General features: G+C 70.4%; 21 protein-coding genes. 4 read left to right on the top strand and 17 right to left on the bottom strand.

The features are described 5' to 3' along the window. Positions 1 to 35: 35 nt before the first annotated feature. From LOK44_RS17240 to LOK44_RS17225, 4 genes are read right to left on the bottom strand one after another with little or no spacing between them, the layout of a single operon-like run. Positions 36 to 572, bottom strand: coding sequence for a LemA family protein (locus LOK44_RS17240; protein ID WP_237571320.1), 537 nt, complete (start codon positions 570 to 572; stop codon positions 36 to 38). Next, positions 566 to 2,386 (bottom strand): DUF2207 domain-containing protein, encoded by a 1,821-nt coding sequence (locus LOK44_RS17235; protein WP_237571319.1) that lies wholly within the window; start codon positions 2,384 to 2,386, stop codon positions 566 to 568. The genes LOK44_RS17240 and LOK44_RS17235 overlap by 7 nt, the downstream gene beginning before the upstream one ends. A 23-nt stretch (positions 2,387 to 2,409) precedes the next feature. Next, positions 2,410 to 4,410: a primosomal protein N' gene (locus LOK44_RS17230; RefSeq protein WP_237571318.1), complete on the bottom strand. Its 2,001-nt coding sequence runs from the start codon at positions 4,408 to 4,410 to the stop codon at positions 2,410 to 2,412. Next, positions 4,407 to 5,138 (bottom strand): lysoplasmalogenase, encoded by a 732-nt coding sequence (locus LOK44_RS17225; protein WP_237571317.1) that lies wholly within the window; start codon positions 5,136 to 5,138, stop codon positions 4,407 to 4,409. The genes LOK44_RS17230 and LOK44_RS17225 overlap by 4 nt, the downstream gene beginning before the upstream one ends. Between LOK44_RS17225 and LOK44_RS17220 the strand changes: the two genes are divergently transcribed. The 3 genes from LOK44_RS17220 (at position 5,137) to LOK44_RS17210 (ending at position 8,584) form a co-directional block, all read left to right on the top strand. Next, positions 5,137 to 6,090, top strand: coding sequence for an alpha/beta hydrolase (locus tag LOK44_RS17220; RefSeq protein WP_237571316.1), 954 nt, complete (start codon positions 5,137 to 5,139; stop codon positions 6,088 to 6,090). The two genes, LOK44_RS17225 and LOK44_RS17220, sit on opposite strands and share 2 nt — an antisense overlap. A 68-nt stretch (positions 6,091 to 6,158) precedes the next feature. Then, positions 6,159 to 7,094 carry an alpha/beta hydrolase gene (locus tag LOK44_RS17215; RefSeq protein ID WP_237571529.1) on the top strand — a complete coding sequence of 312 codons (936 nt, stop codon included), beginning with the start codon at positions 6,159 to 6,161 and terminating at the stop codon, positions 7,092 to 7,094. Then, entirely contained in the window at positions 7,091 to 8,584 is a 1,494-nt protein-coding gene (locus LOK44_RS17210) for a flavin-containing monooxygenase (protein ID WP_237571315.1), read from the top strand. The genes LOK44_RS17215 and LOK44_RS17210 overlap by 4 nt, the downstream gene beginning before the upstream one ends. On the opposite strand, the gene LOK44_RS17205 is transcribed toward LOK44_RS17210, so the two are convergent. From LOK44_RS17205 to mihF, 7 genes are all read right to left on the bottom strand, one after another. After that, positions 8,581 to 9,342: an SDR family NAD(P)-dependent oxidoreductase gene (locus tag LOK44_RS17205; RefSeq protein WP_237571314.1), complete on the bottom strand. Its 762-nt coding sequence runs from the start codon at positions 9,340 to 9,342 to the stop codon at positions 8,581 to 8,583. The two genes, LOK44_RS17210 and LOK44_RS17205, sit on opposite strands and share 4 nt — an antisense overlap. Before the next feature lie 15 nt (positions 9,343 to 9,357). After that, on the bottom strand, positions 9,358 to 10,371 hold the full coding sequence (locus LOK44_RS17200) for an acetamidase/formamidase family protein (protein ID WP_237571313.1): 1,014 nt from the start codon (positions 10,369 to 10,371) through the stop codon (positions 9,358 to 9,360). A 110-nt stretch (positions 10,372 to 10,481) separates the two neighbouring features. After that, positions 10,482 to 11,690, bottom strand: a complete 1,209-nt coding sequence (gene metK, locus LOK44_RS17195; protein ID WP_237571312.1) for a methionine adenosyltransferase — start codon at positions 11,688 to 11,690, stop codon at positions 10,482 to 10,484. A 112-nt stretch (positions 11,691 to 11,802) separates the two neighbouring features. Further along, entirely contained in the window at positions 11,803 to 13,056 is a 1,254-nt protein-coding gene (gene coaBC / locus LOK44_RS17190; protein ID WP_237571311.1) for a bifunctional phosphopantothenoylcysteine decarboxylase/phosphopantothenate--cysteine ligase CoaBC, read from the bottom strand. A gap of 30 nt (positions 13,057 to 13,086) precedes the next feature. Further along, the gene (rpoZ, locus tag LOK44_RS17185) at positions 13,087 to 13,383 is read right to left on the bottom strand and encodes a DNA-directed RNA polymerase subunit omega (RefSeq protein ID WP_163917793.1); all 297 of its coding nucleotides are present in this window, start codon (positions 13,381 to 13,383) and stop codon (positions 13,087 to 13,089) included. 89 nt (positions 13,384 to 13,472) lie between these two features. Continuing rightward, complete coding sequence (gene gmk, locus LOK44_RS17180) at positions 13,473 to 14,027, bottom strand: guanylate kinase (RefSeq protein WP_237571310.1); 555 nt, start codon at positions 14,025 to 14,027, stop codon at positions 13,473 to 13,475. A 36-nt stretch (positions 14,028 to 14,063) separates the two neighbouring features. Beyond that, complete coding sequence (gene mihF, locus LOK44_RS17175) at positions 14,064 to 14,387, bottom strand: integration host factor, actinobacterial type (RefSeq protein WP_067811067.1); 324 nt, start codon at positions 14,385 to 14,387, stop codon at positions 14,064 to 14,066. 789 nt (positions 14,388 to 15,176) lie between these two features. Here mihF and LOK44_RS17170 point away from each other — a divergent pair. Beyond that, positions 15,177 to 15,506, top strand: coding sequence for a hypothetical protein (locus tag LOK44_RS17170; RefSeq protein ID WP_237571309.1), 330 nt, complete (start codon positions 15,177 to 15,179; stop codon positions 15,504 to 15,506). 14 nt (positions 15,507 to 15,520) lie between these two features. On the opposite strand, the gene pyrF is transcribed toward LOK44_RS17170, so the two are convergent. Genes pyrF through LOK44_RS17140 form a run of 6 tightly spaced genes read right to left on the bottom strand, consistent with a single transcriptional unit; the run spans position 15,521 to position 23,677 of the window. Then, on the bottom strand, positions 15,521 to 16,339 hold the full coding sequence (pyrF, locus tag LOK44_RS17165; protein ID WP_237571308.1) for an orotidine-5'-phosphate decarboxylase: 819 nt from the start codon (positions 16,337 to 16,339) through the stop codon (positions 15,521 to 15,523). Continuing rightward, positions 16,336 to 19,701 carry a carbamoyl-phosphate synthase large subunit gene (gene carB / locus LOK44_RS17160; RefSeq protein WP_237571307.1) on the bottom strand — a complete coding sequence of 1,122 codons (3,366 nt, stop codon included), beginning with the start codon at positions 19,699 to 19,701 and terminating at the stop codon, positions 16,336 to 16,338. Before carB ends, pyrF begins: the two co-directional genes overlap by 4 nt. Next, a complete protein-coding gene (carA, locus tag LOK44_RS17155; RefSeq protein WP_237571306.1) occupies positions 19,701 to 20,849 on the bottom strand; it encodes a glutamine-hydrolyzing carbamoyl-phosphate synthase small subunit in 1,149 nt (382 codons plus the stop codon). The genes carB and carA overlap by 1 nt, the downstream gene beginning before the upstream one ends. Beyond that, entirely contained in the window at positions 20,846 to 21,415 is a 570-nt protein-coding gene (locus LOK44_RS17150; RefSeq protein WP_237571305.1) for a PH-like domain-containing protein, read from the bottom strand. The genes carA and LOK44_RS17150 overlap by 4 nt, the downstream gene beginning before the upstream one ends. Continuing rightward, positions 21,408 to 22,733 carry a dihydroorotase gene (locus LOK44_RS17145; RefSeq protein ID WP_237571304.1) on the bottom strand — a complete coding sequence of 442 codons (1,326 nt, stop codon included), beginning with the start codon at positions 22,731 to 22,733 and terminating at the stop codon, positions 21,408 to 21,410. Before LOK44_RS17145 ends, LOK44_RS17150 begins: the two co-directional genes overlap by 8 nt. Continuing rightward, positions 22,730 to 23,677 carry an aspartate carbamoyltransferase catalytic subunit gene (locus LOK44_RS17140; RefSeq protein WP_237571303.1) on the bottom strand — a complete coding sequence of 316 codons (948 nt, stop codon included), beginning with the start codon at positions 23,675 to 23,677 and terminating at the stop codon, positions 22,730 to 22,732. The genes LOK44_RS17145 and LOK44_RS17140 overlap by 4 nt, the downstream gene beginning before the upstream one ends. Positions 23,678 to 23,705: the final 28 nt, after the last annotated feature.

Below are 23,705 nucleotides of genomic sequence, written 5' to 3'. Positions count from 1 at the left end.
GGGTCTGGAGTGTGGATGTCTCGGCCGTGCGCTTCTCAGCGTGGCATCTGGTAGTACTCGCGTTCACCGACGCCTGCCAGCGGGGCGACGAGCATCCACGGGATGGTGCCGACCAACCGGTTCAGGGTGGCGACGGCGTCGTTGTAGTACTGGCGGGCGAACGCCAGCGTCTTCTCGGTGTCCGCGAGGTTCTCCTGCAGGTTCAGGAAGTTCTCCGACGCCGCGGACTGCGGCTGCCCGCGACTGGCGGCCAGCAGCCGGTCCACGGCGTCGTCGAGGTCGCGTTCGGCGGCACTGCGCTGGGCCACCGAGGTGCCGCCGGTCGCGGACGTGAGTGCGTTCTGCGCCGTCACGGCCCGGTCGAGCAGCGTCCGCTCGTGCACGGCGAAGGTCTCCACCGTGTGCACCAGGCTCGGGATCAGCGACGCGCGCCGGGTCAGCTCCACGTCGATGCCCGCCAGCGCCTCGGCGACTCGGACGTCGGCGGTCCGGATCTTGTTGTAGCCCACCACGAATCCGACGAGCACCAGCGATAGCAGCACCAGGACGAGGACGAGTACCGCGGTCACCACGAGCCGCCACCTCCTCCGCCGCCGCCGCCACCGCCACCACCGCTGCTACTGCTGCTCGAACTGCTGCCGCCGCTCGAGGACGACGATGCCTGCGAGGCGGTGTACGCGCCGATCGACGACGACAGCGCCGACTCGAAGCCGTCGAAGTCCGCCCCCCCGCCCGAGCCGATGGACGAGTCACCGTCGCCCGAATTCGACGCGGAGTGATACCAGACCGGTTGCGGTGCAACGGTTCCCGTGCTGGCCCGGTACTTCTCCGCCCATGCCGCCGCGGTACCCGCCGCCACGGCGTACGGGACGTAGGCCGCGTACAGGTCCTTGCGCGCGGCGAAGTCGAAGCGCGTCTCCGCGGAGTCCGTGGACAGCAGCCGATGGAAACCCTCTGCACGCGACCACAGTTGGCGGCCCGCCTCGGTGCGTCTGGAGCCGACGCCAGCGGCCCACGCCCCGATGGTGAGCGCGAAGAACGCCGCGAACGGCAGCCCCCACATCGTGGCGGGGAAGCCCCACCGGAAGAAGCCGCACAGCGCGAGGATCGCCGCGACGGCGTTGGCCGAACGGACCCACAGTTCCTTGCTGCGCGGCTCCGTCAGGCCCTCGTCGCGCGCCCACTCCTTCGCTGCAGCGGCGAGTTCCTTCTTCGCCTTGTCGAGCTTCGCCCCCGCCTTGGCCGATTTCCTGGCCTCGAACACCTTTCCAGGGCCCATGACGTCGAGCGTCGATGCGACCGCAACGCCGACCGGGTCGACGTCGATCCAGTCCTTGCGCTCGGCGATGCCCCGTACGTTCCACTGCTCGTCGGTCACCTGACGCAGTTCGACCATATTGCGTTCGGCGAGGTGAAAGAGCGTGGCCGTCAACCCATGCGATGGCACGCTCTCGGTGCGGATGAACTCGGTCTGCACGGGTCCGAGCCCGGGCGGAGGTTCGTACTGCACGGGCGACCCGGGCACCGGCTCGACGGTGGTGCGGTACCAGAGGTAGCCCGCCGCGCCCGCGGCGACCGTGATGCCGAGCACCCACGCCGCGGTGACGACGGACTGGCCGAACACGCGGTCCCAGGACTGCGACCACGGCAGCTCGACGCGCTGCGGCGTCGGCACGTCCACGCCTGCCCGCAGCGTCACCGGTGTGCGCGGTGGCAGGTCGGTCGCCGAGAACTCGACGGTGTCGCCGTCGAGGGTCAGGCCGGTGCACGGGCGCCCGACCCCGAACCCGACGGCACACCGGGCACCCGTCACGTCGCCGGGCAGGGTGGCGCGGATGCGCACGCGCTCGATCTCGTTGTTCCACGACGGCGCCACGACGTTCCAGAAGAACGTGGACTCCGATTCGGGTCGGCCCACTTCGGAGGCAAAACGGCGATCCGCGCCCGTCGAGCCGGGGTCGAGCACCCCGTCGATGGTGTACCGGATCTCGTAGGTGTGGGCGCCGGGCCACAACGTGCTGTCGGGGTCGCCGATCTTGGCGACGCGGAACCGGTCGGCGTCCTCCCAGAGCATCTGGTTGGGCACCGGCTCGCCGTCGAGGAGGATCGACGTGATCTCCGGGATCTGCCGCACGGACGGTTCGTTGGGATTGGCGACGTCCCAGTACCGGAAGATGCCGTGCCGTCCGGGCGGGAAGTCACCGGTGATCGTCTCGACCGCGGTCAGGGCGCCGTCGGCGCCGACGGTGAAGTCGGCGCGGTAGTCGGTGATCACCACCGGGTCGTCGGCGGGGCCGCCGGCGGAGGCCGACCTGAATACCAGCGGCCACAGCAGTCCCAGGGCGATCAGCCCGAGGAGGAGCAACCATCCGAGGATCCTGCGCACGTCACCTCCCGGGTTTGGACGCCTTACCCTATGTGCAGCGGGTCGATCTGTACGCGAACCGGCGATCCGTCGTGGCGGGCACTGGCCACGCCGGTGGCCTTGCGCAACGCCGCGGCCAATTCGAGGCCCTGCTCGCGCGGCACCCGGACGAGCATGCGGATGACGGGACCGTCGACCGGTTCGCCCGCTGGGCGGCGAGCGCCGGGCGGCAGGTCCACCGGCCCAAGCACCTCGGCCCCCTCTGGCAGCGTCGCGGCGTCGATCAGGGCGGCCGCCGATGCGACCTCGCCGTCGATCGCCGCCATGTGCGCGGCCGGCGGCAGCCCAACCTCGGTCCTCGCGTCGAGTTCGGCCTCGGCCGCCGCGACGGGATCCCACCGGACGAGTGCCTGCACCGTCGGGATCGCCGACTCGGCCACGACGGCGACCACGCCGCCCTCGGACCGCGGCCGCACCAGCGCACCCGCTGCCATCCACCGGCGCAGCGCGTCCTCTCCCGCCCGCAGGTCCTGCCTGCCGAGCAGCGCCCATCCGTCGAGCAGGAGCGCGGCGCCGTACCCGCCGGGCGCAACGGGTTCGGCGCCCGGCGTCGCGACGACCAGGGCCGGGGTGTCCGGAACCGTCACGAGCACGGCGTCCCCGCCCGAGGTGACGACGGTGGTGCCCGGGAAGGCCCTGCCGAGTTCCTCTGCCGTGCGCCGGGCACCGACCACGACGGCCCGCACGGCGTCCGACCCGCATCGGGCGCACCGCAGTGCGGGTTCGTGTCGGCCGCACCAGCGGCACACCGCGCCGGCCGTGTCCCGGTCGGGCAGTGACAGCGGCCCGGTGCAGTGTCTGCAGCGCGCGATGGCCCGGCAGCGTCCGCATGCGAGAGCGGGCACGTACCCGCGGCGCGGCACCTGCACCAGCACGGGCGCGCCCGCCGTCAGCGCGGAGCGGGCGGCGTCGAGCGCCATCGTCGGCAGTCGGGCGGTCCGCGCCGCCGGGTCGCGCTCCTGCGCATAGGCACTGTCCTCGATGGCGACGACCCGCGCCGCCCTGGCCCGCACCTGGGCGCGGGGGGCCACCAGGTCGTGTGCCCACCGGGACCGCACCAGGGCTTGGGATTCGGCGGTCCGCGAGTACCCGCCGATCAGCGCCGCGCAGCGCACCTGGTGGGCGCGCAGCATCGCGACCTCGCGGGCGTGCGAGTACGGCGCGCGCGGTTCGGCGAGGCTGTCGTCGCCGTCGTCCCACACCATGACGAGCCCGAGGTCGGTGACCGGTGCGAACACCGCACTGCGCGTGCCGATCACGAAGCGGGCGCCGCCGCGCAGCACGGCCAGCCAGCGCCGGTACCGCTCGGCGGGGCCCAGCCCCGCCGACAGCGCGACCACCCTGGTCGGGTCGACGTGCCGGGACGCGGCGGCGTGCAGCGCGTCGACGTCGCTCTGGTCGGGCAGGACGGCCAGCGCGGCCCGGCCGGAGTTGACCACCGCAGCCCCCGCCTCGGCCAGCCGATCGGCCCACTGCTCCCCCGGCAGCGCCTGCCACACCGCGCGCGCCGCCCGCCCCTCGGCGAGTGCACCGAGGAAGGCCTCGGCCCGGCCGTACACCGACCACCCGGCCGGATCGACGTCGGTGGTGACCAGCGGGACCAGCTCGGGGACGGCCTGCTTCTCGACGTTGGCGTGGCGTGGCGGCACGGCCAGCCGCAGGACGTCGGGCCGGGTTCCGGCGTACCGGGTCGCGACGGCCTCGGCGAGGCGCCGGACGTCGGGGGTGAGGACGGGCTCGGCCGACACGACGCGGTCGAGCCAGCCCAGCTTGCCCACGTGGTCGGTGTCCGAACGCCGTTCCAGGATGAAGGCGTCGACGAGCCTGCCGTGGAACCGGACGCGGGCGCGCACGCCCGGTTGGGCGTCGTCGCACTGCTCGCTGCTGACCAGGTAGTCGAATTCGCGATCGAGATGCGGCACCGACAGCATGGGCAGCACGCGTGCGATCGGCTCGTGTTCGGCGGCCTGTCTGGTCGTGCTCACTCGGCCGGTGTAGCAGCGCCCGCCGACGCCGTAGGTCCTCGACCGAACAGGAATCCCGCGGTGATCAACAGGATCGACGCGGCATACGCCCACCAGATCGGGACGGCGAGCGCCTCGGAACCGAGCACGAACTTCCCGATGCCGATCATGCCGTCGGACACCGCGAAGCAGACCGCGCCGAGCGCCGTCCACGGCGTCGGCAGGTCGGCAAGCAGCGCCGCGCAGGCCATCGCGCCGAGCACGACGATGTAGAGGGTGACCGGCACGGCCATCCCCTCGGCGACCAGGCGCGGCCAGAACCAGACGAGAAGGGCGACGCAGGCGGCGACGAGGACGGCGCACGCCGCGACCCGCGGGGTGGTGCGGCGGGCCAGCGGGCGCAACGCGGCCAGGAAGCACAGGTGCGCGACGAGGAACGCACCGAGGCCGAGCACGAACGACGGCTCCCACCACGGGACGGCGAGCAGGGCGTCGCCCGCGGCGGAGAACGCCAAAGCAGCGACGAGCCAACGACGTTCGCGCGCCACCCGGTGACCGAGCGCGGCGACCGCGAGCAGCACGGCGGTCAGCGCCTTGGCCGCGGGCTGCAGCGCGAACTGGCCGGTGAGGTCGGCGCCCGACGGCAGCCGCGCTGCGGTCGCGATCAGGAACACGCCGTACGCCGCGCCGACCACGCCGGCGGTGACCCACGCGATGCGCGATTGCGACGATGCGTACCTTGTGCCCATGCCCGCAGACGACGCTCCCGTCAGCCCGACACCACTCGACCCCATCCTGGAGAAGGTACTGGAAGCAGTTCCCTTCCAGCTGACGACCGAGGGCGGTCCGGAGGCCACCCGGCAGCGGTTCCGCGACGTGCCACGGCCCGAGGTCCATCCCGAGGTGACGGCGCAAGACCGCGAGATCGGCGGGCCCGGCGGCCCGCTTCCGATCCGGCTGTACCGGCCCGCCGACGTGGGCACGTCGCCGCTGCCCATCGTCATGTTCTTCCACGGCGGCGGCTGGGTGGTCGGCGACCTCGACACCTACGACGGCGCCGCAAGGGTCCACGCCGCCGAGACCGGCGCGCTGGTCGTGGCCGTCGACTACCGGCTCGCGCCGGAGCACCCGTACCCGGCAGCCGTCGACGACGTGTGGGCGGCAACGCGGTGGGTGGCCGAGCACGCCGACGAACTGGGCGCCGACGCGACGCGCATCGCGGTGGCCGGCGACTCCGCGGGTGGCAACCTCGCGGCGGTCGTCGCGCAATTGGCCCGTGACGCCGACGGCCCGGCGCTGCGGTTCCAGTTGCTCTGGTACCCGGCCACGACGTGGGACGTGACCTTGCCCTCGTTCACCGAGAACGCGAACGCCCCGATCCTGGACACCGTCTCGGTCGCCGGCTTCTCCCGGTGGTACGCCGGCCACGTCGACCTGTCCGACGCACCGGCCACCCTGATCCCGGGCCGCGCCGAATCGCTGGCGGGCCTGGCACCCGCCTACATCGCGGTGGCGGGCCACGATCCACTGCGCGACGACGGCATCCGCTACGGCGAACTGCTGACCGCCGCCGGGGTGCCCGCCGAGGTGCACAATGCCGCGAACCTGGTGCACGGCTACCTCGGCTACGCCGGCGTCGTCCCGGCAGCCACCGAGGCGACTCAACGTGGGCTCGCCGCACTGCGCGCCGCGCTAGGTTGAAACCCGTGACGGACACCTCGGCGAGCACGACGCCCGGGCAGCGGCCCGACATCGACCCGATCCTGAAGATGGTGCTGGACGCGGTGCCGCTGGAGTTCACGATCGCCGACGGCGTCGACGTGGCCCGCGAGAAGTTCCGGGCCGTCAAGCCGCCGCCGGAGATGCTGCCGGACCTGCGCATCGAGGCTCGGACCATCGGTCACGGGGACCTGACCGACGTGCCCGTCCGCATCTACTGGCCGCCGGTCGACCAGCACGCCGACCTGCCCGTCGTCGTGTTCTTCCACGGTGGCGGCTGGTGCATCGGCGATCTCGACACCCACGACCACGTCGCCCGCGCACACGCCGTCGGCGCCGAGACCATCGTCGTGTCGGTCGACTATCGCCTAGCGCCCGAGCATCCCTTCCCCGAGGGCGTCGAGGATGCGTGGGCCGCACTGCAGTGGGTCGCCGACCACGCGACCGAACTCGGCGGCGACCCTGCACGCATCGCCGTGGCAGGCGACTCCGCGGGCGGCAACCTCGCCGCGGTCATGGCGTTGCGGGCACGCGACGCAGGCGGGCCGCCACTGACGTTCCAACTGCTCTGGTACCCCGTGGCCGTCGGTGACCTGTCGGCGCCGTCGTTCACCGAGAACGCCGACGCGCCGATCCTCAACCGCGACGTGACCGCGGCCTTCCTCACCTGGTACCTGCCTGGGATGGACATGACCGATCCCGCCGCACTGCCGACCGACCTCGCGCCCGCGAACGCCGCAACGCTGGCGGGTCTGCCGCCCACATACATCGGCACCGCCGAGCACGATCCGCTGCGCGACGACGGCGGCAGGTACGCCGAATTGCTGGACGCCGCAGGCGTTTCCGTTCAGCTGTCCAATGAGCCCACCATGGTGCACGGATTCGTCAGCCTCGCGTTGGTGGCGCCCGCGGCGGCCGAGGCCACCCAACGCGGGCTCGCGGCACTGCGGGCCGCGCTGCATCCGGCCGGAGGCGACGCTCGATGACCACGCCCGACCATCACACGATCATCGTCGGCGCAGGGTTCTCGGGCATCGGCGCGGCCATCGCCCTGGACCGGGCGGGTCTGCACGACTACGTCATCCTGGAGGCCGGCGCCGAGCCCGGCGGAACCTGGTACTGGAACACCTATCCCGGCATCGGGGTGGACATCCCGTCGTTCTCCTACCAGTTCTCGTTCGAGCAGAGCACCGACTGGTCGCGCACATACGCCAAGGGCGGCGAACTCAAGGGTTACGCCGACCGGTGCGTGGACAAGTACGGGCTGCGCCGCCGGATTCGCTTCGACACGCACGTCACCGCGGCGGTTTTCGACGACGAGAACGACCTGTGGCGGGTGGATCTGGCGTCCGGCGGGAATCACCACGCCGGGTCACTGACGGCACGCTTCCTCGTCAACGCCAGCGGCGTGCTCACCGTGCCCAAGCTGCCCGACATCGACGGCGTCGACACCTTCGCAGGCGTCACCATGCACACCGCGCGCTGGGACCACACCCAGGACCTGTCGGGCAAGCGGGTCGCCATCATCGGCACCGGCGCCTCGGCCGTGCAGGTGATTCCCGAGATCGCGCCGAAGGTGGAGCACCTCGCGGTCTTTCAGCGCACGCCGATCTGGTGCCTGCCCAAGTTCGACGTCCCGCTGCCCGCGGCGGCGCGCCTGGCCATGCGGATTCCCGGCGGCAAGACCCTGCACCGGCTGATCAGCCAGGCCTACGTGGAACTGACGTTCCCGATCTCCGCGCAGTACTACACCGTGTTCCCGCTGGCCGACCGCGCGGAGCGGCTGTGCCGGGCGTATCTGAAGCGCGAGGTGCACGATCCGGTCACCCGGGACAAGCTGACCCCGCGGTACGCCGTCGGCTGCAAGCGGCCGGGGTTCCACAACACCTACCTGTCGACGTACAACCGCGAGAACGTGGACCTGGTCACCGAGCCCATCCGGGAGGTCACGCCGTCGGGCGTCACGACCGCCGACGGCACCACCCATGAGGTCGACGTGCTGATCCTTGCCACCGGTTTCAAGGTGATGGACGTCGACGCGGTGACGTTCGACGTCACCGGCAGCGGCGGCGTGGAACTGGCGGACTACTGGGAACGCAATCGGATGCAGGCCTACGAGGGCGTCAGCATCCCGGGGTTCCCGAATTTCTTCTCCGTCATGGGCCCGTACGGCTACGTCGGGTCGTCCTACTTCGCGTTGATCGAGGCGCAGACCCGCCACATCGTGCGGTGCCTGTCGCAGGCCGCGCACCAGTCGGCGTCGCGCGTCGAGGTGTCGCAGGAGGCCAACGACCGCTACTTCGCCGAGATGATGCGCAAGCGGCACCGCCAGATCTTCTGGCAGGAAAGCTGCAGCAAGGCCAACAGCTACTACTTCGACCGCAACGGCGACGTCCCGCTGCGGCCCGCCACCACGTTCGAGGCCTATCTGCGCAGTCGCCGCTTCCCGCTGCGGGACTATTCGTTCAGCGCCTAGAACTGCACGCCGCGGGTGAGCGCGCCGTCGACCAGGAGGTTGGTGCCGGTGATGAAGCTGGCGGCCGAACTGCTCAGGAAGACAACGGCATTCGCGACCTCGCCGGGGGTTGCCATGCGCCCGGTGGGGTTGAGGCCGAGCGCGGTCGCGAAGAGTTCGGGGTCGTCGCGCTCGATGGACGGCCATACCCCACCCGGGAAGTAGGTGTTGCCGGGGCTGACGGTGTTGGCGCGGACGCCCTTGCCCGCGAGGTCGAGCGCCAGGCCCTGGGTGTAGTGGATGATGGCGGCCTTCATGGTCCCGTACGGCCCTGCGGCGAAGTCGATCTCGCGTCCTGACACGCTGGAGATGGTGACGATCGAACCGCATCCGCTCTTTAGCAGGTGCGGTAGCGCCGCCTCCACCAGGCCCACGGTGCCCATCAGGTCGACGTCGAAACTCGTGCGCCAGTTCTCCGCGTTGGCGGGGATGGCCAGGGCGCTGACGTTCGCCACCACGCCGTCGATGCCGCCGAGCGCCGCAGCGCTGGCGGCCACCCACTCCGCGAGCGCCGTGCGGTCCCCGACGTCGACGGCGCTGCCGATGACGGTCGACCCCGTGGCGGCCAACTCCGTCTGGGCGGTCGCCACCGCGTCGGGGGTGCGGGCGCAGTAGGCGACTGCGGCACCCTCGGCCAGTAGACCGTCGACGACGGCCCGTCCGATGCCGCGGGTGCCCCCGGTGACGAGGAAGCGCTTGCCTGCGAGTCCCAGATCCATGGTCGTCCGTTCCGATCAGTAGTTGATGGAGCCCAGTGAGCTTGCGGCGCCGCGTAGTTCGGCGTGCAGACCGGCGTAGGCGGGTGCGGGCGGCAGCAGCCGCTTGTCGATCTTGGTGACGGCGCTGTAATTCGTGTCGACGACGTTGGCGATCGGCACCTGTGAGATCTGGGTCAGCAGCTGATAGGCGTCGAGCCGGTCGAGCCCGTACAACTCCCCCAGCCAGCCGATCATCTCGACCTGGCTGGCGCGCCACGCCTCCTCGAGCGGCCGCCCGGATCCAATGCACATCAGATGCGTGTCGGTCTCCAGCCGCGGCCATGCCGGACCGCCGCCCTTGACCAGGTCGACGATCGCCGTCACGTGCATCGCACCCTCGACTGCGGTGCCGCACGACTCGCCCTCGCCCTGCCGGTAGTGGCCGTCACCGAGCGAGAACAGGGCTCCCTCCACGTTGACCCGCAGGTAGCAGGTGGCGCCCGCGGTCATCTCCGGGGTGTCCATGTTGCCGCCGAAGTCGCTCGGCACCAGCGACGTCCGCACTTCGCGGCGGCCGGGGGCGACGCCCACCGTGCCCAGCATCGGGTTGGCGGGCAGCCGCACCGAGAAGTCGCTCGCCTGGGCGTTGAAGCCGACGGTGTGCGTGCCGGCGTCGTAGTCGTAGACGTACGTGCGCTCGGGCAGCGGGTCCTGCAGCGTCGGGCTGACGGGGATGCTGGTGAGGCCGCCGAAGAATGGGATCAGCGTGGAGGCGCCCCACGTCCGCGCCGGGGTGAGGTCGACCAGGTGCACGGCGAGCGTGTCGCCGGGTTCGGCGCCCTCGATCCAGAACGGTCCCGTCTGCGGATTGAGGTCCTCGGTGTTCAACGCGGTGCTCGCGACGTCGTCGCGGCTGGTGATCCGCCCGCCGTAGGCGTCCTCGGTCCACAGCGACAGCACGGTGCCCGGCTTGACGCGCAGCACCGGGGCCGCACCGCCGAAGGTGTAGGTCAGCTGGTCCGTCGTGGGAATGAAGGTCACCTGGTCCATGACCACCATCCTGGTGGAAGCGCCGCCCTCGCGCCCCACGAAGCGCAGTCGGCCCCCATTCCGCTTGGGAATGGGGGCCGCTGCGTGCGTTCGGTGTCTGGGCCGGGGTGCTAGACCGAGGCCTTGAGGTCTTCGACCTTGTCGGTCCGCTCCCAGGGCAGGTCGATGTCGGTGCGACCGAAGTGGCCGTACGCGGCGGTCGGCGCGTAGATCGGGCGCAGCAGATCGAGGTCGCGCACGATCGCACCGGGGCGCAGGTCGAACACCGACGTGATGGCCTTCTCGATGCGCTCCGGGTCGACGGTCTCGGTGCCGAAGGTCTCGACGAACAGTCCGACCGGGGCAGCCTTGCCGATGGCGTAGGCAACCTGGACCTCGACGCGCTCGGCGAGGCCTGCGGCGACGACGTTCTTGGCCACCCAGCGCATCGCGTAGGCAGCCGAGCGGTCGACCTTCGAGGGATCCTTGCCGGAGAACGCGCCGCCGCCGTGGCGGGCCCAGCCGCCGTAGGTGTCGACGATGATCTTGCGGCCGGTCAGCCCGGCGTCGCCCATGGGGCCGCCGAGGACGAACTTGCCGGTGGGGTTGACCAGCAGGCGGAAGTCCGAGGTGTCCAGCGTGGCGTGATTCAGGTCGGCGAGGACGGTGTTGACGACCTTCTCGCGGATGTCCGGCGCCAGGGTGGCGTCGAGATCGGTGCCCTCGGCGTGCTGCGTGGACAGTACGACGGTGTCGAGCCGGACCGGGGTGACGCCGTCGTACTGCACGGTGACCTGGGTCTTGCCGTCGGGACGCAGGTAGTCAAGGACGCCGTCCTTGCGCACCTCGGTGAGGCGGCGGGCCAGCCGGTGCGCCAGTGCGATCGGCAGCGGCATCAGTTCGGGGGTATCGCGGATGGCGTAGCCGAACATCAGTCCCTGGTCGCCTGCGCCCTGCAGGTCCAGCGGGTCGGCGCCGCCCTCGACGCGGGTCTCGTGGGCGGTGTCGACGCCCTGGGCGATGTCGGGTGACTGGGCGCCGATGCCGATGTTGACGCCGCAGGTCTCGCCGTCGAAGCCCTTGTCCGACGAGTCGTACCCGATGTCGAGGATGCGGGCGCGCACGGTGTTCGTGATGTCGGCGAACGCCTCCTTGGCGATCGTCGTGACCTCGCCGACGACGTGCACCTGGCCCGTGGTCACCAGCGTCTCGACGGCGACGCGAGACTTCGGGTCCTGCGCGAGCAGAGCGTCGAGCACGGAGTCGCTGATCGCGTCACAGATCTTGTCGGGGTGGCCCTCGGTTACCGACTCACTGGTAAACAGCCGAGCTTTGCTCACGGTGTAGTCCCTCTCCATTGCTTAGTCATGCGAATGATATAGCCGTCAGTTGTAGGCAAGCGTGCAACCCATGCGCGCGCAACCCTTGCACTCAGGCCGCGGAGTGCGCGCGTCACCCCAGGCGCAGGAATGCTCCGATCGCGTCCACGATACGGCTGGCCATCAGGGTCTTCGAACCGTGCTCCAACGCGACCTCGTTGCCGTCGGCCGACAGGAGCCATCCGTCGTTGTTGTCGACTTCGAAGGCGCGGCCCTCGCCGACCGCGTTGACGACCAGCAGATCGCAGCCCTTGCGCGCGAGCTTGGCCCTGGCGTGGAACAGCACGTCGCCGTTGGCGTCGCCCGTCTCGGCCGCGAAGCCGACGATGGCCTTCATGTTGGGCAGTTGCCCGTCCGTCCGCGCCCGTACGGCGGCGGCGAGAACGTCCTCGGTGCGCGTGAGTTCGATCGCGGGTGCGTCGGAGGCGTGGCCTGGCTCGTGCGACTTCTTGATCTTGCTGGTCGCAACGTGCGTCGGCCGGAAGTCGGCGACCGCCGCCGCCATCACCAGGACGTGCGACTCGGGGGCGTGCTTGGACACCGCGTCGTTCAGCTGGTCCGCCGAGCCGATGTGCACGACCTCGACGCCGGCCGGGTCGACGAGGCCGGCGGTGTGGCCGGCAATCAGCGTGACGTCGGCGCCGCGCTGGGCGGCGACGCGCGCGACCGCGTATCCCTGCTTGCCGGAGCTGCGGTTGCCGATGAAGCGCACAGGGTCGATCTGCTCACGGGTGCCACCGGCGCTGACGAGAACCTTCACCCCGGACAGGTCGTAGGGCAGCGCGTCGGGTCGCTCGAGCAGCAGCTGGGCAAAGGTGCTGATCTCCTCGGCTTCGGGGAGGCGCCCGGAGCCGCTGTCGGCACCGGTGAGCCTGCCCGCGGCCGGTTCCAGCACGATGGCACCCCGACGCCGCAGCGTCGCCACGTTGTCGACGGTGGCGGGGTGGTGCCACATCTCGGTGTGCATCGCCGGGGCGAAGAGCACCGGGCACCGCGCGGTCAGCAGTGTGGCGGTCAGCAGGTCGTCGGCGCGGCCGGAGGCTGCGCGTGCGATCAGGTCCGCGGTCGCCGGTGCCACGACCACGAGGTCGGCCTCCTGGCCGATGCGGACGTGCAGCACCTCGTCGACGTTCTCGAAGACCGTGGTGCGGACCGGGTTGCCGGAGAGCGCCTCGAACGTCGCGGCGCCGACGAACTTCAGCGCGGAGTCGGTGGGCACGACGCGAACGGAGTGCCCGGCCTCGGAGAGCTGGCGCACCAGGGTGCACGCCTTGTACGCGGCGATGCCCCCGGCGACGCCGACGATGATCTGCTTGCGCTCAGTCATTTCGCTCGCCCGGGACCCCGCCGCTGGCCGCTACTCGCCGCCCTCGGTGTGCTCGAGGAGGTCGGCGTGGATCTCGCGCATGGCGATCGACAGCGGCTTCTCCTGCAGACCCGGCTCGACGAGCGGGCCGACGTATTCGAGGATGCCGTCGCCGAGCTGGTTGTAGTAGTCGTTGATCTGGCGCGCGCGCTTGGCGGCGTAGATGACCAGCGCGTACTTGCTCGACGCGCGGTCGAGCAGCTCGTCGATGGGTGGGTTGGTGATGCCCAGCGGCGTGTCGTAGGCGGTGGCGGCGTCGGAGTCGAGGCTCTCGACAGGGTTGCTCACGAAGAAATCTCCCGGTGTTTCGGAGTAGCTGCTGGATGTCTGATGGGCTTGTCCGGCGGCCTCTCCAACACGTTCAGGCGCCCGGACGGTCAACGGCCCACCAGCAAGGATACCAATTCAGCGCACGCCGACTCCAATTCAGCGTTGACGACGACCGTGTCGAAGCTGTCCTGGGCGGCCAGTTCGGCTCGCGCGGTGTCGAGTCGGCGGGCCATGACCTCCGGAGTCTCGGTGCCGCGGCCGACGAGTCGGCTCTCCAGGGCGTCCCAGCTGGGTGGAGCCAGGAAGACCGATACCGCCTCGGGCATCGCCTTCTTGACCGCCTGCGCCCCGGCAAGGTCGACCTCGATCAGCACGGGGCGCCCGGCGCGGGCGGCCTCTCGGACGGGTCGGGCCGGCGTGCCCGAGCGATGCAGGCCGCCATGGATGTCGGCCCACTCGAGGAGTTCGCCGTCGTCGATCAGTTGCTGGAACCGATCGGGGGTGACGAAGGCGTAGTCGACGCCGTCCACCTCACCCGGCCGCGGGGACCTGGTGGTGGCGGAGACGCTGAAGTGCAGGTCGGGGATCCGTTCGCGCAGACATCGCACGACGCTGGACTTACCGACAGCAGAGGGACCGGACAGCACCACGACGCGTGTCATGGCCGTCCGGCCCCTCGGCCGGCGTACACGTAATGCCTAATCGCTGGTGAAGTCGAACTTCTCCAGGAGGGCCTTGCGCTGACGATCGCCGAGGCCGCGCAGGCGGCGGGTCGGAGCGATCTCCAGCTCGGTCATGATCTCCTGAGCCTTGACCTTGCCGACCTTGGGCAGGGCCTCCAGCAATGCGGAGACCTTCATCTTGCCCAAGACCTCGTCGGTCTCGGCGTCCTTGAGAACCTGCTTGAGGTTGGTGCCGCCGCGCTTGAGTCGATCCTTTAGTTCGGCTCGCGCTCGACGTGCGGCAGCAGCCTTCTCCAACGCTGCCGCGCGCTGCTCGTCGGTCAACTGGGGAAGGGCCACGGGGTTCCTCCGTCTCTTGCCGTCATCTGTTGTGTCTTGACTGGTTAGACAACCAGCCAGCGGGGACGACCGTACCCACGCTGACTGACGAAAGCTAACCCCACCCCCGGCTCGAGGAGCCGTTTTCCCAGCGTGTAGGACGCCAGCGAACCGTCCCGGCGCGCACGAATCTGCCCCTCGACCGGCGCGACGAGGCCCTGTCGACGTCGGATGTGCCTGTTCACCAGCGGTTTTGGCGCATCGCCCCCAGACGGGGCGGCACGCCCGACCCAGCGGGCGCGGCGATGCCGGGCGGCGGCGCCCCCGCCGGAGAGAAATTTTCCCAGGTCACCGCGTGTCGGGCGTGTCGGAACGCGCAGTTCTCCACCACGGGCGTCACCCCCGTCACTCCCGTGACAGGCGTCACATCCCTCCCTCACCAGGCACTCACACGCGCCCCGAAGCCCGTGCACAGTCGGGCGCCATAGCGTGCAAAGGTCGGGCCGCTGGGGCGCCCGAGGCGACGACCGGCTGCCGCCGCCAACGCCGGCCATCAGCCGTTCGCCGGGGATCGCCGATCCCACCGAAGCCGGCCCACCCGAACCAGTCACGGCGCGTGCGGCCGGCAGTGATCACACCGCCGGCCGCACGCCATTGTCCGTAAGACATTCGGCATCAATGGTTCTCGACTGGTCAACGGACGCACAGCGCGCACCTAAGCCGACCACAGAGCCGACCCATCCCCGCTTCCTAGCGTCACCGGTACGTGCGGCGAACACGCGCCTCGCGAACGAAGACGGAGTCGACGACATGACCTTCAAGACAGCCCTGAGCGCATCGACGATCGCGATCGGCATCGGCCTCGGCGCGGTGGCCGGGATGGGCACCGCCGCGGCGAATCCGGGCCAGCCGTGCAACGCACCGGGCGCCCCGGCATGCCAAGACCAGCGCGACGGCCAGCGCCAAGCTGGCGATCAGAACCGCGGCAACGCGCCGATCGACTGGCGGCAGCGCGGCGCCGACCAGGCCCGCCAGGATCACCAGCCCTTCAACTGGAACGGTCAGCAGGTCAACCCGATGCGGGCGGGCAACGGCGACGGCTGGGGCTTCTGGTTCCTCGGGCAGTGGATCCGGCTCTAGCAGGCACCCGCTAGCTAGCGCGCCAGGTGTGCGACGGCGTCCCGCATGCGCTCGCCCGCCGTGCGGAGCGCCGCCACATCGGGCCCGGCTCGCAGCACCTCGCGCGAGACGGCGGGCAGCAGCGTGCCCGGGGCGGCACCGCCGAGGCCCGCCAAGTCCTCGGGCCGTCCGCCCTGGGCGCCCACGCCCGGCACCAGCACCGGGCCGCTCAGGGCCGTTAGGTCGGGCACCGCGGTCAGCGTGGCGCCGACCACCACTCCCACCGATCCCAGGCCGACCGCAGCGCCGTTCTCCGCAGCGGCGTGGTCGACGATCGCCTGCGCGACGGTCCTGCCGTCGGCGGTGGCGCGCTGCACGTCGGCACCCTCGGGGTTCGACGTCGCCGCGAGGACGAACACGCCGCGCCCGTTGGCCGCAGCCAGGTCCAACAGCGGACGCAGCGATCCGAACCCAAGGTATGGCGACGCCGTCACGGCGTCGCACGACAGGGGCGAGGAACCCGCCCACGCGGCGGCGTAGGCCGCCATCGTGGTGCCGATGTCACCGCGCTTGGCGTCGGCCAGCACCAGCACCCCGGCGCTGCGCAGCGCGACGATCACGTCCTCCAGCACCGCGAAGCCCGCCGACCCGTACGCCTCGAAGAACGCCACCTGCGGCTTGACCACGGCGAATCCGGCGAACGCCTCGACGCAGGCGTCGGCGAACGCCCGCAGCCCGGCGGCGTCCGCGCCGAGACCCCACGCCTCGAGGAGCTGCGGATGCGGATCGATGCCGAGGCACAGCGGGCCGCGCGCGGACACCGCCTCGGTCAGCCGCGCCCCGAACGTGGTCACGTCCGGCCGTTCGCCTGCTCGCGTGCTCCCATGCTGCTGTGCAACTCCTGCAGCGACATGACGCCGATGTCTCCCCGGATGCCGGCTTCGATGCCCTGCACCGCCGCGGACGCTCCCTGCACGGTGGTCACGCAGGGGATGTTCATGGCGACCGCTGCCGAGCGGATCTCGTACCCGTCGACGCGTGGACCGGAGTTCCCGTAGGGAGTGTTGATCACCATGTCGACCTCACCGGCCTTGATGGCGTCGACGGCCGACGTCGCCGGTCGGTCCGCGCTGGGCGCCTCGAAGTGCTTGCGCACCGTGTCGCACGGAATGCCGTTGCGCCGCAGCATCTCGGCGGTTCCCTCGGTGGCCAGCACCCGGAACCCGAGATCGGCCAGCCGCTTGACCGGGAACACCAGTGAGCGCTTGTCCCGGTTGGCCACCGAGACGAAGACCGTACCGGCGGCGGGCAGCGAACCGTAGGCCGCCGTCTGGCTCTTGGCGAACGCGGTGCCGAAGTCCCGGTCGATGCCCATCACCTCGCCGGTCGACTTCATCTCCGGGCCGAGCAGCGAGTCGACCTGCGAGCCGTCGGCCTTGCGGAACCGGTTGAACGGCAGCACCGCCTCCTTGACCGCGATGGGCGCATTCGGTGCGACGTCGGCACCGTCCCCGGTCGCGGCGAGCATGCCCTCCCGGCGCAACTGCGCGATGCTGGCGCCCAGCATGATGCGGGCGCAGGCCTTGGCCAGCGGCACGGCCGTCGCCTTCGAGACGAACGGGACCGTCCGGCTGGCCCTCGGGTTGGCCTCCAGCACGTAGAGCACGTCGTCCTTGAGCGCGTACTGCACGTTGAGCAGACCGACGACGCCGATGCCGTGGGCGATGGCCTCGGTCGCATGCCGTACGGCGGCGATGTCCTGCTTGCCGAGGGTCACCGGCGGCAGCGCGCACGCCGAGTCGCCGGAGTGGATGCCTGCCTCCTCGATGTGCTCCATCACGCCACCGATGTAGACCTCGGATCCGTCGCACAGGGCGTCGACGTCGATCTCGATGGCGTCTTCGAGGAAGCGGTCCACCAGTACGGGGTGCTCGGGCGAGAGCTGGGTGGCGCGAGTGATGTACCCGCGCAACGTCTCGTCGTCGTAGACGATCTCCATGCCGCGCCCACCCAGAACGTAGGACGGGCGTACCAGAACCGGGTAACCGATGTCGGCGGCGATGCGTCGGGCCTGCTCGAAGCTGGTCGCCATGCCGAACCGTGGTGCTGGCAGGCCCGCGTTCTTCAGGACCTCCCCGAACTCGCCACGGTCCTCGGCGAGGTCGATCGCCTTGGGGCTGGTGCCGACGATCGGGACGCCCGCGTCGGCGAGACGCTGGGCGAGGCCCAGCGGCGTCTGCCCGCCCAGCTGCACGATCACGCCGATGACGCCGGGTCCGCCCGCGCCGGAGGCCGATTCGGCGTGGTAGACCTCGAGGACGTCCTCGAAGGTCAGCGGTTCGAAGTACAGCCGGTCGGCCGTGTCGTAGTCGGTCGACACCGTCTCGGGGTTGCAGTTCACCATCACGGTCTCGAAGCCGACCTCGCTGAGCGTGGTCGCCGCGTGCACACAGCTGTAGTCGAACTCGATGCCCTGACCGATCCGGTTGGGACCCGACCCGAGGATCAGCACCTTCGGCTTGTCGGTCTGCGGGGCCACCTCCGTCTCGGCCGCCGGGTCGATTTCATAACTGCTGTAGTGGTACGGCGTCTTGGCCTCGAACTCCGCGGCGCAGGTGTCCACCGTCTTGTAGACGGGATGAACTCCCAGCCGCCGCCGCAGCGTCCGCACACCGTCCTCACCGGCGAGTTCGGGCCGCAGTGCCGCGATCTGACGGTCCGACAGGCCGCTGTGCTTGGCGGCGCGCAGCAGTTCCTCGTCGAGGACGGGTGCGGCGCGCAGCTCCTTCGAGAGGTGCACCAGCCCGGCGATCTGGTCGACGAACCAGGGGTCGACGCCGGAGGCCTTCGCGACGTCCTCGACCGACGCACCCTGGCGCAGTGCCTGCTCGATGTCGTAGAGGCGACCGTCGGTGGGCGTCTTGAGCCGTGTCAACAGCTCCTCGACGGTGACTTCGGGATCCACGCCGGTCCAGAAGCCGCCGCGGCCCGGCGTCTCCAGCGACCGCATCACCTTGCCGAGAGCTTCGATGAAGTTGCGCCCCAGCGACATTGCCTCGCCGACGGACTTCATCGTCGTCGTCAGGGTCGGGTCGGCGCCGGGGAACTTCTCGAAGGCGAACCGGGGCGCCTTGACGACGACGTAGTCGAGCGTCGGCTCGAAGCACGCCGGCGTCTCCTTGGTGATGTCGTTGACGATCTCGTCGAGGGTGTACCCGATGGCGAGCTTCGCGGCAATCTTGGCGATCGGGAAGCCGGTGGCCTTCGACGCCAGTGCGCTCGACCGGGAGACGCGTGGGTTCATCTCGATGACGACGAGTCGCCCGTCGTCCGGGTCGATCGCGAACTGGATGTTGCAGCCGCCGGTGTCGACGCCGACCTCGCGCAGGATCGCGATGCCGAGGTCGCGCATCGTCTGGTACTCGCGATCGGTCAGCGTCATCGCGGGCGCCACGGTCACCGAGTCACCGGTGTGCACGCCCATCGGGTCGAAGTTCTCGATCGAGCAGACCACCACCACGTTGTCGCGGTGATCCCGCATCAGTTCGAGCTCGTATTCCTTCCACCCGAAGATCGATTCCTCGATCAACACGTTGGCCGTCGGCGATGCGGACAGGCCGTCGCCGGCCATCCGGTCGACGTCCTCGACCGAGTACGCCATGCCGGACCCGAGGCCACCCATCGTGAACGACGGCCGGACGACGACGGGCAGGCCGAGTTCGTCGACGGTGTCCCGGACCTCCTCCATCGTGAAGCACACCCGTGACTTGGCCGACTCGCCGCCGACCTTGGCGACGATGTCCTTGAACTTCTGCCGGTCCTCGCCGCGCTGGATGGCCTCGAAGTCCGCGCCGATCATCTCGACGCCGTGGCGGTCCAGCGCCCCGTTCTCGTACAGTGCGACGGCCGTGTTGAGCGCGGTCTGCCCGCCGAGCGTGGCCAGCAGCGCGTCGATCTCGTTGCCACGCTCGGCCTGCTGCACGATCACCTTCTCGACGAACGCCGCGGTGATCGGTTCGATGTAGGTGGAGTCGGCGAACTCCGGGTCGGTCATGATCGACGCCGGATTCGAGTTGATGAGCGTCACCCGCAGGCCTTCGGCCTTGAGCACCCGGCAGGCCTGCGTGCCCGAGTAGTCGAACTCGGCGGCCTGCCCGATGACGATGGGGCCCGATCCGATGACCAGGACGTGCTTGAGGTCTTCCCGGCGCGGCATTAGCGCTCGACCCTCCCTTCCTTGGCTTCGGAGATGAGGTCGACGAATTGGTCGAACAGGTATGCGGCGTCATGGGGTCCCGCCGCCGACTCGGGGTGGTACTGCACCGAGAACGCCCTTCCGTCGAGGAGTTTGATGCCCTCGACGACTCCGTCGTTGGCGCAGGTGTGGCTGACCACGGCCCGGCCGAACTGCGTGTCGAACTCCTCGCCGGCCTCCCCTTCGAGGGCGAAGCCGTGATTCTGCGAGGTGATCGCGACCCGTCCGGTCAGGTGGTCGACCACCGGAACGTTGATCCCGCGGTGACCGAAGGCCATCTTGTACGTCGAACGCCCCAGGGCGCGGCCCAGGATCTGGTTGCCGAAGCAGATGCCGAACAGCGGTATTCCGGCCTCGAGGACCTTGCGGGTCACCTCGACGACGTGGTCGGCGGTCGCCGGGTCACCGGGACCGTTGGACAGGAACACCCCGTCGGGATCGAGCGCGGCGACGGCGTCGAAGGTGGCGTTCGACGGCACCACGTGGGTCTGGATGCCCCGCTTGGCGAAGTTGCGCGGGGTGTTGGTCTTGATGCCGAGGTCGAGCGCGGCCACTCTGAAGCGTTGAGGCCCTTCGGCTTCCACCACGTAGGTCGAGTCGGTGCTCACCTCGCCGGCGAGGTCGGCACCCAGCATCGACGGCTGGCTGCGCACCCGGGCAAGCAGCTCGTCCACCTCGGCCAGGGCGTCGCCCGAGAAGACGCCCGCCTTCATCGACCCCGCACTGCGCAGGTGCCGGACGACGGCGCGGGTGTCGATGCCCGCGATCCCAACGACTCCCTGGCGGACCAGTTCGTCGTCGAGCGTGCCGGTGGCGCGCCAGTTGGAGGCGCGCGGCGAGGGGTCCCGCACGGCGTAGCCGGCGACCCAGATCTTGTCGCCGCGGCTCTCGGCGTCCTCACCGTTCCACCCGGTGTTGCCGATCTGCGGTGCCGTGGCGACCACGATCTGACCGTGATAGCTCGGGTCGGTCAGCGTCTCCTGGTACCCGGACATGCCGGTCGAGAACACCGCCTCGCCCAATGTCTGTCCCACGGCCCCGAACTCGGTGCCGGTGAATACCCGACCGTCGTCCAGCACCAGCACTGCCCGACCGGCTTGCCTGCTCATCCGGCGTCCTCCTGTACCCAATTGGCGAGTTCGCGGCGGTCGTCGCCGCGGAACCCCGTGTCGATCTCGGTGCCCGACGGCAGCGTCCAGCGGATCGCCAGAATGCCGTCGTGCGTCACCACCTTGCCTGCGATGGCCCGTTCCGTCCGTATCGCTCTGATGGACTCGTCGGGGATCCAGATCGGGCTGGCGCCCGTGCGCTGCAACATGATCCCCTCGGGGTACCGGGTCAGCACCGCCTTGCTGCGAAAACCCAGGTCGCCGACCGCGACCCGGTCGAGCCAGGCCGACGAGCCGCGGGCAGAAGGCGACTCGGACTCCTGACCGGGGCCGCCCTGCGGAAGCGGTTCGGATCGGGCGATGGTGCTGCCCACGTAGAGGCCGCGGGTGGCGGGAATCAGTGCGGGCCCGACGGTGTCCGGCATCGGCGGCAGCTTGCCGATCTGCTCCACCTGCCGCTGCGCGCGTCGCAACCAGCCGCGCATCATCTGCCGGATCAGCAGCGCGATGATCACGACCAGCACGGCGGCCATGATCAGCGAGGTGACCAGCGTGGAGTCATTCATCCGGGAGTCCGCTCTTGCCCTCGCGCGCAGTCACCTTGCCGCGCAACAGCGTCAGCGTCACGGTTGCGGGCAGGGTCATGGCCTCGTACGGCGTGTTGTCCGAGCGGCTGGCCAGCGTCCGTCCGGTGACGGTCCACTCGGTGTCGGGGTCCACCACGGTGAGGTTGGCCGGCTCCCCCACCTCGAGCGGACGCCCCTGATCAGGCAGTCCGACGATCGCGGCGGGCGCCTCGCTCATCACCCGTGCCACGTCGCGCCAGGTGAGCAGTCCCGGCTGCACCATCGTCTGGACCACGACCGACAGTGCCGTCTGCAGTCCGAGCATTCCCGGCCGCGCGGAGGCGAACTCGCACATCTTCTCGTGCTCGGCGTGGGGTGCGTGGTCGGTGGCCACGCAGTCGATGACGCCGTCGGCGAGCGCCTGGCGCAGCGCGATCGCGTCGTCGGCCTCCCGCAGCGGGGGGTTCACCCGGTTGCGGCCGTCGTAGTCGGCGAGGCGCGCGTCGTCGAGCAGCAGGTGGTGCGGCGTGACCTCGGCCGTGATCGAGATGCCCTGTTCCTTGGCCCATCTGATGAGTTCGACCGTGCCGACCGTCGACGCATGGCAGATGTGCACGCGGGCGCCGGCATCGCGGGCCAGCAGCGCATCGCGCGCGACGATCGACTCCTCGGCCGCGCGGGGCCAGCCCGCGAGCCCGAGCCGGGCGGCGTTGGGTCCCTCGTGCGCGACGGCGCCCACGGTGAGCCGCGGCTCCTCGGCGTGCTGGGCGATGAGCACCCCGAGTCCGGTGGCGTACTCCAGCGCCCGGCGCATCACCAGCGGATCGTCGACGCAGACGCCGTCGTCGGAGAACATCCGCACCCGGCCGACGCCCGCTGCCATGAGGCCCATCTCGGTGAGTTGCTTGCCCTTCAGCCCGACGGTGACCGCCCCAACGGGGTGCACGTCGACCAATCCCACCTGCTGGCCGCGGTGCCACACGTGGTCGGTGACCACGGCGGTGTCGGCGACGGGATCGGTGTTGGCCATGGCGAACACGGCGGTATAGCCACCCAGTGCCGCTGCCGCCGAACCGGTTTCGATGTCCTCGGCGTACTCGCGGCCCGGTTCGCGCAGATGCGTGTGCAGGTCGACGAAGCCAGGGAGCAGGACCTGGCCCCGGGCGTCGACGACGTCGGCGTCGTCGGGCGCCGTGAGGTCGGTTCCGATGTCGGCGATCTGACTGCCGGACACGAGGACGTCGACGGGCTCTCCCTCGCCGTAGGGGCGGACGCCGCGGATCAGGATGGGTCGGGACCCGTGCACTCGAGACGTCATGCGCTGACCTCCGCTCCGCTGCCGACCAGAAGGTGGAACAGCACCGCCATCCGGACGTGTACGCCGTTGGAAACCTGTTGCAGCACAGCCGACTGCGACGAATCGGCGACCGACGACGCGATCTCCATGCCGCGCAGCATCGGGCCGGGGTGCAGGACGACGACGCCCTCGGCGAGCCTGCCGAGGCGCTTCTCCGACAGCCCGTAGCGCACCGAGTACTCGCGCGCCGAGGGGAAGAAGCCGCCGTTCATCCGCTCGGCCTGCACCCGCAGCATCAGCACGACGTCGGCGCCGGGCAGTTCGGCATCGAGGTCGTGCGACACCGTCACCGGCCACGACGACACCCCGGTGGGCAGCAGGGTCGGCGGCGCGACGAGCACGACCTCCGCGCCAAGGGTGGCCAGCAGCAGCACGTTCGACCGGGCGACGCGGCTGTGCAGGACGTCGCCGACGATGACGACGCGCTTGCCCTCGACTCCCCCGAGCCGCTGCCGAATCGTCAACGCGTCGAGCAGCGCCTGGGTCGGGTGCTCGTGCATCCCGTCGCCAGCGTTGATGATCGAGGGGCCGCCGGAGCCTTCGGCCGTCCACTCCGCCAACTGCTGCGCCGCACCCGACGCCGGATGCCGGATGATCAGCGCGTCGGCGCCCGCGGCGCGCAGGGTCAGCGCGGTGTCCCGCAGCGACTCGCCCTTCGACACCGACGAGCCCGAGGAACTGACGTTGATGACGTCGGCGCTCATCCACTTGCCTGCGACCTCGAACGACACCCGGGTGCGCGTGGAGTTCTCGTAGAACATCGTGATGACGGTGCGACCGCGCAACGTCGGCAGCTTCTTGACCTCGCGGCCGAGCAGGGCCTCGCGGAACCGGTCGGCGTCGTCGAGGATCGCGGCGGCCTCGTCACGGCCGAGATCGGCCACCGACAGCAGGTGCCTGGTCATCGTTGGGAATCCTTGCTCTTCGCGCAAG

The sequence above is a fragment of the Mycolicibacterium lacusdiani genome, assembly GCF_021916785.1.
GTDB classification, from domain to species: domain Bacteria; phylum Actinomycetota; class Actinomycetes; order Mycobacteriales; family Mycobacteriaceae; genus Mycobacterium; species Mycobacterium lacusdiani.
Note: the sequence above shows the minus strand (reverse complement) of the source record. Positions and strands in the feature narration are given on the sequence as shown.

Bases quoted from the DNA above. Each gene is read 5' to 3' on its own strand.
- LOK44_RS17220 (WP_237571316.1), top strand. From the start codon at position 5,137: ATGCCCGCAGACGACGCTCCCGTCAGCCCGACACCACTCGACCCCATC.
- LOK44_RS17225 (WP_237571317.1), bottom strand. From the start codon at position 5,138: ATGGGCACAAGGTACGCATCGTCGCAATCGCGCATCGCGTGGGTCACC.
- LOK44_RS17215 (WP_237571529.1), top strand. From the start codon at position 6,159: ATGGTGCTGGACGCGGTGCCGCTGGAGTTCACGATCGCCGACGGCGTC.
- LOK44_RS17210 (WP_237571315.1), top strand. From the start codon at position 7,091: ATGACCACGCCCGACCATCACACGATCATCGTCGGCGCAGGGTTCTCG.
- LOK44_RS17205 (WP_237571314.1), bottom strand. From the start codon at position 9,342: ATGGATCTGGGACTCGCAGGCAAGCGCTTCCTCGTCACCGGGGGCACC.
- LOK44_RS17200 (WP_237571313.1), bottom strand. From the start codon at position 10,371: ATGGACCAGGTGACCTTCATTCCCACGACGGACCAGCTGACCTACACC.
- coaBC (WP_237571311.1), bottom strand. From the start codon at position 13,056: ATGACTGAGCGCAAGCAGATCATCGTCGGCGTCGCCGGGGGCATCGCC.
- gmk (WP_237571310.1), bottom strand. From the start codon at position 14,027: ATGACACGCGTCGTGGTGCTGTCCGGTCCCTCTGCTGTCGGTAAGTCC.
- LOK44_RS17170 (WP_237571309.1), top strand. From the start codon at position 15,177: ATGACCTTCAAGACAGCCCTGAGCGCATCGACGATCGCGATCGGCATC.
- carB (WP_237571307.1), bottom strand. From the start codon at position 19,701: ATGCCGCGCCGGGAAGACCTCAAGCACGTCCTGGTCATCGGATCGGGC.
- carA (WP_237571306.1), bottom strand. From the start codon at position 20,849: ATGAGCAGGCAAGCCGGTCGGGCAGTGCTGGTGCTGGACGACGGTCGG.
- LOK44_RS17150 (WP_237571305.1), bottom strand. From the start codon at position 21,415: ATGAATGACTCCACGCTGGTCACCTCGCTGATCATGGCCGCCGTGCTG.
- LOK44_RS17145 (WP_237571304.1), bottom strand. From the start codon at position 22,733: ATGACGTCTCGAGTGCACGGGTCCCGACCCATCCTGATCCGCGGCGTC.
- LOK44_RS17140 (WP_237571303.1), bottom strand. From the start codon at position 23,677: ATGACCAGGCACCTGCTGTCGGTGGCCGATCTCGGCCGTGACGAGGCC.